This window comes from Gaoshiqia sediminis (assembly GCF_025907915.1).
Lineage (GTDB): Bacteria > Bacteroidota > Bacteroidia > Bacteroidales > Prolixibacteraceae > Gaoshiqia > Gaoshiqia sediminis.
Window position 1 is genome coordinate 18013 of sequence record NZ_JAPAAF010000043.1, and the last position, 12127, is coordinate 30139.

Here is a 12127-nt window from a genome sequence, read left to right on the forward strand (position 1 = left end):
AATAACAGATCTATGCTAAATTACATGCTATTACAAGTATCGGCCCCGGTAACGGAAAGCACTGAAGCACTGGCACAAACCACCCAGCCCGATGGAATCGTCACCCGTTTTTTTGATCTGGCCCTGAAAGGCGGCTGGATCATGATCCCGATTGTTGCCCTTTCGCTGGTTGCAGTTTTCATTTTTTTCGACCGCTATTTTGCCATTAAAAAAGCCGGGAAAGTGGACAATTCTCTACTCGAAAGAGTTAAAGACTATATCTTCCAGGGAAAAATTGATGCTGCGTTAAGCTTGGCCCGCTCGCAGGATACGCCGACTGCCCGGATGATTGAAAAAGGGATTACCCGTATCGGCCGTCCCATGTCAGATGTAAATGCAGCCATCGAAATCATTGGCAACCTCGAAATTTCGAAACTGGAAAAAGGCCTGCCTGTACTGGCCAGCGTTGCCGGAGGAGCACCCATGATCGGGTTCCTGGGAACCGTAATGGGAATGATTCAGGCATTCTACGATATGGCAAACGCCGGGAACAACATCGATGTGACCCTGCTTTCTTCTGGTATTTACCAGGCCATGGTAACCACTGTTGCCGGGCTGATTGTGGGTATTGTCGCCTACTTTGCTTATAATATTTTGGTTTCGAATGTGGAAAAGGTTGTTTTTAAAATGGAAGCCGCTACATCTGAATTTCTGGATTTGTTGAATGAACCTGCAAAATAAAAACAATGGCTTTAAAACGAAGGAGTAAGGTTGATGCCAGTTTCAGCATGTCGTCCATGACGGACATCGTGTTCCTGTTGCTGATCTTTTTTATGGTCACCTCCACACTGATTGCCCCCAACGCACTGAAACTGCTATTGCCCGAAAGCAACAATCAAACGGCTGCCAAACCAATTACCACCATTTCAATTACCTCAGATCTGAAATATTACATCAACGTGGACGGCAAACTGAACCGCATCGCTTTTCACGAAATTGAACCAGCCTTGCAAAAAAGTATCGGCAACATCGATGACGTTTATGTTTCCCTTCATGCCGACAAGTCGGTGCCTGTTGAACAGGTGGTGAAAATTATGAATATTGCCAAGCGCAACAAATACAAAATGATTTTAGCTACCGCACCCGAAAATTAATGAGCTACTTTTCAGACCATAAGGAAGGATTTTGGGGCACGATCGTCATTCACGCGATTGTGCTGATTTTATTGCTGCTATTGGGTTTCTTCACGCCGCTGCCCTTACCGGGAGAAGAAGGTATCCTGGTAAATTTTGGCGATTCGGAACAGGGATTTGGCAGCGAAGAACCCGCTCCTGCGCCTCAAAAGCAAAGTCCGCCTGTGGTTCAGGAAGAGCGCAAGCAAACCGTTCCGCCCCCTCCTCCGACTGAAAAAACGCCCGCCGCCAATCAGGCCAAGGAAGAAATTTTAACGCAGGATTACGAAAAAACGGTAGCCCTTGAAACGGCCAAAAAGAAAGAAGAAGAAGCACGCAAAAAACAAGAAGAGCTGGAACGCCAGAAAAAACTGGAAGAACAGCGCAAGTTGAATGAATTGGAGCGTCAACGCCAGGCCGAACTTGAAAAACAACGGCTAGCAGAGATTGCCCGAAAAAAACAGGAAGAAGAAGAACGCTTGCGCCGCGAAGCCGAGCAAAAGCGTATCGCCGATATCAATAGCCGGGCAGCCAATGCATTCGGCAGCGGAGGTGCAGGCACCAATGATTCGAAAAGCACGAGTCAGGGAGTTACTTTTCCCGGAGGTAATCAAGGAAGCCCGACGGGAGCAGCCGGATCAAGCAATGACGTCGCAGGTGGCAGTGGCAACGGAGCTTCTGGTAACGGCCCCTCGTACAGCTTGAAAGGAAGAAAATATGTATGGTTACCAAAACCAATCTCTACGAATAATGAATATGGTATTGTTGTCGTAGCTATAATAGTTGATAAAAATGGTAAAGTAATCTCTGCCGAACCTGGAGTCAAGGGTACTGATAACTATAATATCGAATTACTAAATACAGCTAAACAAGCCGCTTTAAAATCTACTTTCAATGCCCCAAGCAGTGCTCCACCTCTTCAAGAAGGTACAATTACCTACCGGTTTGTCCTCGACTAATTTTCCGGCTGGATCAACACAAAACTATGGGTTAAACATATCGGGCGTAAAGTAGCCCAGAATAGCATTCGCCATATCGATTTGCGTTTTTGCTCTTGGGTAATCCGGTGCAATTTCCAACGCCTGCCGAAAACAATTGATAGCCATGCCCCATTCCTGTTTTTTGCAGAAAATCTGCCCCAACAGAAAGTACGCACCAGCATCCTCCGGCTGTTTCTGCAACCTTTCCTGCAACATCACCTGAGCCTGCTCCAATTGGTTGGTCTCAATTAATTTAAGGATTTTTTCCACTTCCCGTTTTTTGAGGTGTAAAAGAAAATACAAAAGAACTCAATATCCTTTTATCGCGGTAACGCTTAAAAAAATCTGTTAATCTCCCATTCGGGCAAGTTCAAGGTTGCCTCACCAGTATCGAAACGATGTTGATTTCTAGCGAATGCGGTCGATCGAGCGGATCAGCGCTTCATCTTTTCCAATGTTGCGAATGGCCAGGTAATCCAGGATAATGGCTACCAACGGAAACGCCACAGGCAGCTTGAAACTCACATCGGCTCCCCTAAAGGCGTAATACGTAAAGAAATAGAACATGCCAAACAGGCCGATCATCAGCAAAATAGTAAACACCAGTAAGCGAATTTGCAGGATGCGCTTCTTAAACATGTAAATGGCAACCACATGCAAAATCAGGATGATGCCGATGAAGGCAGCAATGGCCAGGCCGTTTTCCTCGACCACTTCGTTCCGGACGATGCCGCGGATATCAAACAAAAAAAGCTGGTTGTTGTGGGCAATTTCAGCAAAGGGCAAAGCAAAAAGCAGGCCGATCAAAATCGCAGACACCAGCATATACAAGGTTTGTATTCTTTGTAACATGTTAATTCGATTTTATTTTGTGACAAAATTACATTTTTGAACAGAACAGGCAAATTACGCCACAACAGTTTCGTTTTTCTAGTATTGACTTTACTGGATTCCTTACTTTATGGAAAAAATTACTTCGGTGTTCCCAGTCATAATTCCTTTGTTGAAAAAACCGGCATGAGAACTCACGTTTTCAGCACAAGCCCAAATAAATACGAAAAGCCCCTGCAAACTCATAGATGCAGGGGCTTTTGGGTGGAGATGCCGGGAGTCGAACCCGGGTCCAAACGAGGAAGCAATATGCTTTCTACATGCTTAGCCAAGACTTGATTTTCGAGTAGCAGCTGGATCGAGGCCACCGACCGCTACCTTAGCTTCTTAAGTTTCGCAAAAGTCCCGAAGCTAAACTTTCGCTATTCCCGATTTACTTGCACCGCCGGATCGGGCCGCTTCAGGAAAGTAGCACCCGGGCGATGTCTTGTCCTGGCACCTGGTGCCTGGATTAAGTGTAATCTACTTAGTAGAATTACGCAGCAAGAGCGTAATTATTTTCGCCAATTAAAAGTTCGATCATTGAGATTAACGAGCCAACAAACAACGCTCGGCATGCTTACATACCTCTTCTACCCGCTGTCAAAACCAGTCATCCCCGGTAGATTAGGAATGCAAAGATACTACAATTTTAGCTGAAATGTTCCCTTTACGAAATGTTTGGGCTGAAATTCTTGCTTTTCCTATTACAGATTCCCAGCCAGTTTCTTCACATGGTTTGCCATTCGATTGAATATCCCTATCTTTAAGAATCAACCAAATTCAGGCACGTATGAACATTGGCATTTTACGGGAAACGCGTCGCTGGAACGACCGCAGAACAGCTATTACACCGGAGGTGGCAAAACTGATCCATGAAAATTTTCCACAGGCCCACGTTTTTGCGCAATCGAGCAAGGTGCGTATTTTTCCGGATGACGATTACCGCATGGCAGGCGTGGAAGTAGTGAATGATATTTCGCATTGTGATGTGCTCATTGGTGTAAAAGAGGTGGCCGACGATGCGCTGATAGACGGAAAAACATACGTTATGTTTTCGCATGTAGCAAAGAAACAGACCTATAACCAGCAATTTTTTAGGGAGATGGCCCGAAAAAAAATCACCCTGATCGATTACGAATACCTGACCGACCGGCACCGAGACCGCTTGGTGGCTTTTGGCTTTTGGGCCGGAGTTGTTGGGGCTTATTACGCATTTCAAGGGGTAGCCAAACGATTTGCCGGTCTTGCGCTGCCCGGCCCGGAGATGTGCCGTGACTTACAGGATTTGCATCACCAGCTTCGTGCGTTAACCATGCCACCTTTAAAAGTGCTGCTTACCGGCGGTGGCCGGGTAGCTGCCGGGGCACTCGAAATTATCTATGAGTTGGGCATCAAAGAAGTTTCCCCGCGCGATTTCTTGGAACGCGATTATAATCATGCCGTATTCTCCCGTCTCGACCCGGAAGACTACGTGGCCCGTAAAACAGGCAAATATAGTCGTGATGATTTTTACTCCCACCCGCAACAGTACGAGTCCACTTTTTTGCCATACGTGAGCGCTGCCGATGTATTCATCCCCTGTCATTTTTGGGACCGTGAATCGCCTCACTTTTTCACCCCGGAACAACTTCAATCGGCTGATTTCAATATCTCCCTCATCGCTGACGTCAGTTGCGATGTCCCCGGACCAATTCCGACAACCATCCGGACTTCCACCATCGAGTCGCCTTTCTATGATGTCGATCCGAAGGGCCTGTCTGAAAAACCTGCTTTCTCCTCCGCCCGGCACATCACAGTTATGGCTGTGGATAACCTGCCAACAGCTTTGCCGCTGGATGCCTCGCGCACCTTCAGCCTCGACTTCTACTACCAAGTGCTTCCGGCACTGTTTGGTACAGATCCGGATGAAATCATTCAGCGGGCTACTATTTTGGAAACAGGTAAACTCACTGAACGGTTTGCCTATCTGAATGATTTCCTGAAAGGAAACAACTGAACATCCGATTGATTGGTAAGGATATGCGCACATGTTGAAATAAAATTGTCAGGAATAGGAAAGAAAAATGTTTATCCCTTCAGGTTTTTCAATGAAAATATTATTTTTGCATCCCGTTAATGATCGGGATGTAGCGCAGTTGGTAGCGTACCACGTTCGGGACGTGGGGGTCGTCCGTTCGAGTCGGATCATCCCGACAATATTAAAAAAACACATCAACACAAGCTCGTAAACAAGTCTGTTTACGGGCTTTTTTATGCGCTTCCAATTTCCGCTAATTACGCTTTCCGGAACGGTCAAAACTCGCTTTCTCGTGGCTCATTTTCTTCGGATGCATTCAAAAATTTAAGCTTTACGGCATACCAGATAGACCAATAAGAATTATACCTGCTTCATTATCATTTTGATATTTGCCCAATTTTCTCTTCCAGGTTCCTGATGGCCGTTAATATGGTTGTCATTTCCGGTTGGGCCTCCGGAAATTCACGGCTGGTATAGGCATAAAACCGCCATATTTCCATCACATCGCTGGCCTCAACCGGAAAAGGCTTGTACGCGGGGTTGAGCGATTTTAACAGAATCGTATCGTCCGGGTTCATTGTTACCAGCTTAAATACAAAATCCTGCTGTCCTTTCAGGATGACAATGCAGGGTGTATCGGGTTTAATAGCCGTCCAGTCCGGCACATACTGTGCGATAATATCGCTGCCTTCCGGCACCGGCAACATGGAATCTCCGGTTGACGGAAAGATGCGGAAGGTCCCCTGTGAGGGCAGGTTAGGAAGTGAATACTTTGGCAAACCTGCAATGAACTCCGGATCGTTATAGCCTGCCATGTAACCGGCTTTTGCTTTTACCGGGACATACTCGACGTTTTCGTTATTCGAGCGGTCAACCGAAATAGCCAGCACCCGCAGGTTTCCACCCCGGATATACACATCGTTTCCAGACTCCAATTCCCGCATTTTTAGCTCACCCAATTTCGAAAGGTCAATTTTCAACAAGGTGTCAATGCTTATTTTGAAGAATTCAGAAAAATTCAGGTAATCTTCCGGCTGCGGCGACTTGGTGTTACCGGCCTCAATGGCAGCAAGTTTGGCACGGGTCAATCCCAGCTTTGCTGCAAGGGCTTCCTGGCTCAATTTCTTACGATCACGAAGAAATTTGATATTCCCTGCGAAAAAAATCCTTTGCATTCCAATATTTGATTGTTATATTTAGAAACAAGATACTGTTATTAATCGTAACAAATTTAAGAATATTTTTTAATTATGAGTGAGTTAGCCGAAAAAATAGAAATTATCAGGCGGTTGAAAGAGACAATTCTTTCGATGGAAGGATTCAGCACCGGGCCGGATAGCCGCTTGCTCGATTTTGGGCTGGGGCCGATGAACGCGGCATTTCCCGGGGGCGCTTTTCCTGTCGGGGCAATACACGAATTGATAAGCCCTACGGAAGCCTGCGCTGCCGCAGCAACCGGATTTCTTTCGGGACTGCTGAGTGTTCTCATGAAAAAAGAAGGCATTTGTCTTTGGGTAAGCGCCGAACGTAAATTGTTCGCTCCAGGACTGAAATTCTTGGGAGTTGAACCGCACCGGATCATCTTTATCGGTGTGAAGCGCGAAAAGGAAGCGCTTTGGGTGATGGAGCAAGGGTTGAAATGTAATTCGCTGGCTGCAGTCGTCGCTGAAATACGGGACATCAGCTTTGCCGAATCCCGGCGGTTGCAGCTTGCTGTCGAAACCAGCAAGGTAACCGGCTTTCTTCACCGGCAGCATCCCCGCATAGAAAATACACTGGCCTGTGTTTCCCGGTGGAAGATCAGGCCGTTGGCAAGCCGGACCGGTGAACTACCCGGTGTGGGATTTCCCTGTTTGGAGGTGGAACTGGTCAAAATTCGTAACGGCAGACCAGGTGTCTGGCAATTCGAATGGAAAAATGGAACATTCAACCTTATTACCGAGCGAAGCAGAATTACGGTCAAACTGCCGGAACTTCAAAAGCAACGACACTATGCCTAAACGTTACCTGTATATCTGGTTTCGATATTTGGGCACCGACCGGCTGTCGAAAATCCGGCCGGAGCTCCGGGGCAAACCTTTTCTGCTGTATACTCCTGAACACGGACGGATGGTGGTTAAGGCGTCCAGTCAAAGTCTGGCAAAGGACGGCATTTCACCTGGCATGGTGGTAGCCGATGTGCGGGCCATTTTTCCTTCGGTTGATGTGTTTGAGTACGACCGGGACGCAGAAGAAAGACTGCTCAACGATTTGGCCGAATGGTGCCTTCGCTATAGCCCTGTTGTTGCCACCGATCCCCCGGACGGACTGATCCTGGATATATCCGGCTGCCCGCATTTGTGGGGAGGTGAACTTTCTTACCTTCAATCAATCACTGCCCGACTATGCAAAGGAGGATATGATGTATGTACAGCCATCGCGGATACGATTGGTACAGCCTGGGCCATAGCCCACTACCAAAAAAATGAAATGATCATCGACCCCGGTAAACAGGCTGAAGCCCTTTTGGCGCTTCCTCCGGCTGCTTTGCGATTGGACAGTTCCACGTTGCAACGCTTGAAAAAGCTTGGATTCCGCCAAATCGGGCAGTTTATCGGCATTCCCCGACTGAACCTGCGCCGCCGATTTGGAGAGGCCATGCTCATCCGATTGGACCAGGCACTGGGAACTGCTCGGGAATTTTTAAAGCCCATTCAGCCAGCCCGTGTTTATCAGGAACGACTGCCCTGCCTGGAACCCATCCGCACCGCTACAGGAATAGAAATAGCACTGAAACGCCTGCTGGAAACCTTGTGCGAACGTTTCTTTAAGGAGGGAAAAGGCATGCGCACCGGGATTTTTAAAGGTTATCGCATTGACGGTGAAACCGTGCAAATCAGCATCGGCACCAACCGGGCGTCGCGTAATGCCGCACACCTTTTTAAATTGTTCGAACTGAAGATACCGGAAATAAAACCAGCGCTCGGAATCGAACTGTTCACACTGGAGGCAACCCTGGTTGAGGATGTAAGCGAAACACAGGAAGCTTTGTGGGGTACCACAAATCTCGGCCAGACGGCTATTTCTGAATTAGTGGACAACATTGCCGGGAAAATAGGCATTCAGGCCGTTCACCGCTATTTACCACAGGAGCATTACTGGCCGGAAAGTTCGGTACAAGAGGTCAGTTCGCTGGAAGAACAACCGGAAACGGAATGGCGCACCGACCGTCCCCGCCCCATTCATCTTTTACCGAAACCGGCGCCTGTTGAAGTCATGGCAGTTTTGCCAGATCATCCTCCTATGCATTTTCGGTACAAAGACGAGATTATCCGCATTGTCCGCGCCGACGGTCCTGAACGCATCGAGCAGGAATGGTGGCTTCAAAGCGGTCCACCTCGGGACTATTACCGGGTTGAAGATGAAAGCGGCGCCCGCTACTGGCTGTTCCGGTTGGGATTTTACGGGAACCCGAAACCACAATGGTTTTTGCATGGGTATTTTGTCTGAAAGCCGCCTCCCCTAACCTCCGGCAGTTGCCGGAAGGGGAATATGAGAGGGAAACGTAAAAAATATAACAGTTAAACGACAGCACTGTTCTGGCTCCATCTCCTTTGGAGAGGGCTGGGGAGAGGCCTGAAACGTTGAAATTAACATGAATTACGCGGAATTACAGGTAACCTCGAACTTTTCGTTTCTCCGGGGTGGCTCGCATCCCGAAGAACTTATTGAACGGGCAGCCGAATTGGGCTACAAAGCAATTGCCATTACCGATCGCAACACGCTGGCAGGCATCGTCCGAGCACATGTGACGGCACGAGGCAAAAATATCCGGTTCATTCCGGCTTGTCGCCTCGACTTACTGGATGGTCCAAGTCTGCTGGCTTATCCAACCAATAAATCTGCTTACTCAAACTTATCGGCATTGCTGTCCGAAGGCAACCTGCGGGCAGAAAAAGGGGATTGTCTCCTGTACCGTGCTGATGTATTCAAATATACCGGCGGAATCAAATTTTTAGTAATACCACCGTCATCACTCAATACTGATTTTGATTTCGAACCTGAGTTCACCAAAGCGTTGGAAGAGTATAAAGAAGCGTTTGGCAATAACCTTTACCTTGCTGCAAACTTCGGCTACAACGGCGACGATCACAAAAAACTGTTCCGGCTTTCACAACTGGAAGCACGATTGGGAATTCCGTTGGCAGCGACCAATGATGTACACTATCATGCCCCGAACCGCCGCGAATTGCAGGACGTTTTGACCTGTATTCGCGAAAAATGCACCATTCATGCGGCTGGCTTTAGATTACACCCAAATGCGGAACGCTACCTGAAACCAATCGAAGAAATATCCCGCCTCTTCCGACAATATCCCGGGGCAATAAACCATGCGCTTGAACTGGCAGACGCCTGCCAATTTTCACTAGATGAATTGAGATACCTGTATCCGGAAGAAATCACCAGCGAAGGGAGGACCCCAATGGAAGAATTGGTTTATCTTACCAAGAAAGGCGCCCATGAACATTTTGGCGAAGTGATTCCTCCCAAAATTAAAGAAACCATCGATATGGAACTGGAATTTATCGGGCGGAAAGACTATGCTTCTTATTTTCTGACCGTGTATGATTATGTACGCGAAGCCCGTTCCCGGGGTATTTTGTGCCAGGGACGCGGTTCGGCGGCCAACTCGGTAGTTTGTTATTGTTTAGGGATCACGTCGGTAAATCCTTCTAAATTTAAATTGTTGTTTGCCCGGTTTATGAGCGACGAACGCAATGAACCGCCCGATATTGACGTGGATTTCGAACATGAGCGCCGGGAGGAAATCATGCAATATATCTATGAAAAGTACGGACGCGACCGGGCCGGTATTGTGGCTACCGTCACCCAGGTACACTGGAAAGGAGCTGTTCGCGATGTGGGAAAAGCGATGGGCTTGTCAACCGACGCTATCAATGTTCTTTCAAAATCAGCACACGAGTTTACGGAGGACTGGCTCGAAGGAAAAGCCCCGGATTCTTCCAGCTTCAGTTCTCAGGACCCGCATCTAAGGAAGGTACTCGAATTGACAGGACAATACATCGGTTTTCCGCGTCAGCTGGGACAACACACGGGCGGGTACGTGATTACCCGCGGAAAACTGCACGAGCTGTGTCCAATTCTGAATGCCCGCATGAAAGACCGCACCTGCATTGAATGGAACAAGGACGACATTGAAGCGCTTGATTTTATGAAAGTTGACGTACTGGCGCTGGGCATGCTGACCTGCATCCGTAAAGCTTTTGACCTGGCTGAAACACATTACAACCTGAACCTCACCCTGGCCAATATTCCGCAGGACGACCCGAAGGTGTATGAAATGATCAGTCATGCTGACACGGTTGGGGTTTTTCAGATTGAAAGCCGGGCGCAAATGTCGATGTTACCGAGATTGAAACCACGTAATTTTTACGATTTGGTTATTGAAGTGGCCATTGTGAGGCCTGGCCCCATTCAGGGCAATATGGTGCACCCCTATTTAAAAAGACGGAATGGCGAAGAACCGGTAGAGTTTCCGTCGAAAGAACTGGAAGAAATTCTGGGCAGAACGCTGGGCGTCCCTTTATTTCAGGAGCAGGCCATGGAAATAGCCATTGTAGCTGCAGGTTTTACACCTGCCGAAGCTGATGGCCTCCGCCGGAGCATGGCAACCTTTAAATCGAAAGGAAAGGTTAGCTGGTATAAGGAGAAACTGGTTGGAGGTATGGTGAAAAAAGGCTATACTGAAGAGTTTGCTTTGCGAGTATTTAAACAGATCGAAGGCTTTGGCAGTTATGGTTTCCCTGAAAGCCATGCAGCCAGTTTTGCATTGCTGGTTTATATTTCGTCGTGGATCAAGTGTTATTATCCCGATGTATTCGCCGCCGCTCTGTTGAACAGCCAGCCGATGGGCTTTTACCAGCCCGCGCAGATTGTGATCGATGCCCGCAAACATGGCGTAACTGTTCGTCCGGTAGATATCAACTATTCCCAATGGGACAATACATTGGAAGAGAAGGATGGTCGCTACTGCGCAGTCCGTTTAGGGTTCCGGCAGGTAAAAGGACTTCGGGAAGAAGATATGCAGAAGCTGGCAGCCGGAAAGACTGGCTCTTACCAAAATATGAATGAGTTGCTTGATGCGGGGGTTCCGCCATCCGCGTTGGAACGGCTTGCCGATGCCGATGCTTTCCGCTCCATTAGACTCGACCGCAGGCAGGCGCTGTGGGAAGTGTCGGCATTGCACGACCATCCAACCGGGGTATTCACCGGAACACCCCCGGCAAGCACCAATGAACAATTCACCGAATTACCGGTGATGACAATCGGCGAGCATGTGATCCAGGACTATGCCAGCACATCCTTGTCTTTAAAAGCCCACCCGGTGAGTTTTCTTCGCCAGACACTAAATCAGATGGGAGTTTTGCCCACTTCCGAATTAAGCAAGCAAAAAAATGGACAGGATGTAAAAGTGTGCGGTTTAATCACCGTCAGGCAACGCCCCAGCACAGCTAAAGGAGTACTGTTTATTACCATTGAAGACGAAAGCGGGTTTGCAAACCTGGTCGTTTGGAGCAAGACTTTTGAACAATACCGAAAAGTGATTCTGCAATCCCGACTGCTCATGGTATCAGGTAAGTTACAAATTGAAGGCGAAGTTATCCACATAGTTGTCAATTCATGTTTTAACATGAACGAACTGATGAGCCTGGATTTTGAAGGGCGCAATCCCGGTTCGGTGCAGAAGCCGGCCAATTTTAATAAAAAGAATGCGATGGAAGTTTCAGAAAAAAAGGTCAGCGGTAAGATTTTACAAGGAGAGCTTTTCCCGTCCCGGGACTTCAAATAGTATTTGCTGCCGGCTATCATCCCAAGATTCGGAGTCGATAAAAATTCCGGTAGATAATTCAGACATTATTTTGCAATTTGGTGCACATTTTGCCATCTGCCGCAAAATAAAAAAGCGCTTAAACCTATGATTTAAGCGCTTTTAAGTCTTTTTGACTTTGTTTTTGGTGACTCAGCTGGGATTCGAACCCAGGACCCCATCCTTAAAAGGGATGTGCTCTACCAGCTGAGCTACTGAGTCATCCTCGTTATGTGTA

Annotated in this window: 10 protein-coding genes, 2 tRNA genes and 1 other RNA gene; 8 read left to right on the forward strand and 5 right to left on the reverse strand. The window is 47.7% G+C overall.

All coding sequences use genetic code 11. The annotated features are described in order from the left end of the window. Window positions 1-24: 24 nt before the first annotated feature. From N2K84_RS17860 to tolA, 3 genes are read left to right on the forward strand one after another with little or no spacing between them, the layout of a single operon-like run. Window positions 25-720 carry a MotA/TolQ/ExbB proton channel family protein gene (locus N2K84_RS17860; RefSeq protein WP_282593199.1) on the forward strand — a complete coding sequence of 232 codons (696 nt, stop codon included), beginning with the start codon at window positions 25-27 and terminating at the stop codon, window positions 718-720. 5 nt (window positions 721-725) lie between these two features. After that, the gene (locus N2K84_RS17865) at window positions 726-1133 is read left to right on the forward strand and encodes an ExbD/TolR family protein (protein WP_282593200.1); all 408 of its coding nucleotides are present in this window, start codon (window positions 726-728) and stop codon (window positions 1131-1133) included. Beyond that, window positions 1133-2110 (forward strand): cell envelope integrity protein TolA, encoded by a 978-nt coding sequence (gene tolA, locus N2K84_RS17870; RefSeq protein ID WP_282593201.1) that lies wholly within the window; start codon window positions 1133-1135, stop codon window positions 2108-2110. The genes N2K84_RS17865 and tolA overlap by 1 nt, the downstream gene beginning before the upstream one ends. Window positions 2111-2134: 24 nt before the next feature. Here the strand turns inward: tolA and N2K84_RS17875 are convergent, their stop codons facing one another. The 3 genes from N2K84_RS17875 to ssrA all read right to left on the reverse strand — a co-directional run bounded on the left by N2K84_RS17875 (window position 2135) and on the right by ssrA (window position 3622). Beyond that, window positions 2135-2401, reverse strand: coding sequence for a tetratricopeptide repeat protein (locus tag N2K84_RS17875; RefSeq protein WP_282593202.1), 267 nt, complete (start codon window positions 2399-2401; stop codon window positions 2135-2137). A 138-nt stretch (window positions 2402-2539) separates the two neighbouring features. Then, window positions 2540-2983: a DUF4293 domain-containing protein gene (locus N2K84_RS17880; protein WP_282593203.1), complete on the reverse strand. Its 444-nt coding sequence runs from the start codon at window positions 2981-2983 to the stop codon at window positions 2540-2542. A gap of 241 nt (window positions 2984-3224) precedes the next feature. Further along, window positions 3225-3622: a transfer-messenger RNA gene (gene ssrA / locus N2K84_RS17885) on the reverse strand. Between the two features lie 172 nt (window positions 3623-3794). On the opposite strand from ssrA, the gene N2K84_RS17890 reads away from it, so the two are divergent. Together N2K84_RS17890 and N2K84_RS17895 are read left to right on the forward strand one after the other, a co-directional pair. Next, window positions 3795-5000 (forward strand): NAD(P)-dependent oxidoreductase, encoded by a 1206-nt coding sequence (locus N2K84_RS17890; RefSeq protein WP_282593204.1) that lies wholly within the window; start codon window positions 3795-3797, stop codon window positions 4998-5000. A gap of 124 nt (window positions 5001-5124) precedes the next feature. Continuing rightward, window positions 5125-5197 (forward strand) — tRNA-Pro (locus N2K84_RS17895). Between the two features lie 201 nt (window positions 5198-5398). Here the strand turns inward: N2K84_RS17895 and N2K84_RS17900 are convergent. Next, window positions 5399-6196: an XRE family transcriptional regulator gene (locus tag N2K84_RS17900; protein WP_282593205.1), complete on the reverse strand. Its 798-nt coding sequence runs from the start codon at window positions 6194-6196 to the stop codon at window positions 5399-5401. Window positions 6197-6271: 75 nt separating this feature from the next. On the opposite strand from N2K84_RS17900, the gene N2K84_RS17905 reads away from it, so the two are divergent. The 3 genes from N2K84_RS17905 (at window position 6272) to N2K84_RS17915 (ending at window position 11871) form a co-directional block, all read left to right on the forward strand. Continuing rightward, the gene (locus N2K84_RS17905; protein WP_282593206.1) at window positions 6272-7021 is read left to right on the forward strand and encodes an ImuA family protein; all 750 of its coding nucleotides are present in this window, start codon (window positions 6272-6274) and stop codon (window positions 7019-7021) included. After that, a complete protein-coding gene (locus N2K84_RS17910) occupies window positions 7014-8510 on the forward strand; it encodes a Y-family DNA polymerase (RefSeq protein WP_282593207.1) in 1497 nt (498 codons plus the stop codon). Before N2K84_RS17905 ends, N2K84_RS17910 begins: the two co-directional genes overlap by 8 nt. Window positions 8511-8655: 145 nt before the next feature. Continuing rightward, window positions 8656-11871 (forward strand): error-prone DNA polymerase, encoded by a 3216-nt coding sequence (locus tag N2K84_RS17915; RefSeq protein ID WP_282593208.1) that lies wholly within the window; start codon window positions 8656-8658, stop codon window positions 11869-11871. Window positions 11872-12035: 164 nt separating this feature from the next. Here the strand turns inward: N2K84_RS17915 and N2K84_RS17920 are convergent. Further along, a tRNA-Lys gene (locus N2K84_RS17920) sits at window positions 12036-12111 on the reverse strand. Window positions 12112-12127: the final 16 nt, after the last annotated feature.

What these genes read in the sequence shown, in the direction of transcription:
- N2K84_RS17900 (WP_282593205.1), bottom strand. Translation starts at nt 6,196, where the DNA reads ATGCAAAGGATTTTTTTCGCAGGGAATATCAAATTTCTTCGTGATCGT.
- N2K84_RS17880 (WP_282593203.1), bottom strand. Translation starts at nt 2,983, where the DNA reads ATGTTACAAAGAATACAAACCTTGTATATGCTGGTGTCTGCGATTTTG.
- N2K84_RS17890 (WP_282593204.1), top strand. Translation starts at nt 3,795, where the DNA reads ATGAACATTGGCATTTTACGGGAAACGCGTCGCTGGAACGACCGCAGA.
- N2K84_RS17910 (WP_282593207.1), top strand. Translation starts at nt 7,014, where the DNA reads ATGCCTAAACGTTACCTGTATATCTGGTTTCGATATTTGGGCACCGAC.
- N2K84_RS17905 (WP_282593206.1), top strand. Translation starts at nt 6,272, where the DNA reads ATGAGTGAGTTAGCCGAAAAAATAGAAATTATCAGGCGGTTGAAAGAG.
- N2K84_RS17860 (WP_282593199.1), top strand. Translation starts at nt 25, where the DNA reads ATGCTATTACAAGTATCGGCCCCGGTAACGGAAAGCACTGAAGCACTG.
- N2K84_RS17915 (WP_282593208.1), top strand. Translation starts at nt 8,656, where the DNA reads ATGAATTACGCGGAATTACAGGTAACCTCGAACTTTTCGTTTCTCCGG.
- N2K84_RS17865 (WP_282593200.1), top strand. Translation starts at nt 726, where the DNA reads ATGGCTTTAAAACGAAGGAGTAAGGTTGATGCCAGTTTCAGCATGTCG.
- tolA (WP_282593201.1), top strand. Translation starts at nt 1,133, where the DNA reads ATGAGCTACTTTTCAGACCATAAGGAAGGATTTTGGGGCACGATCGTC.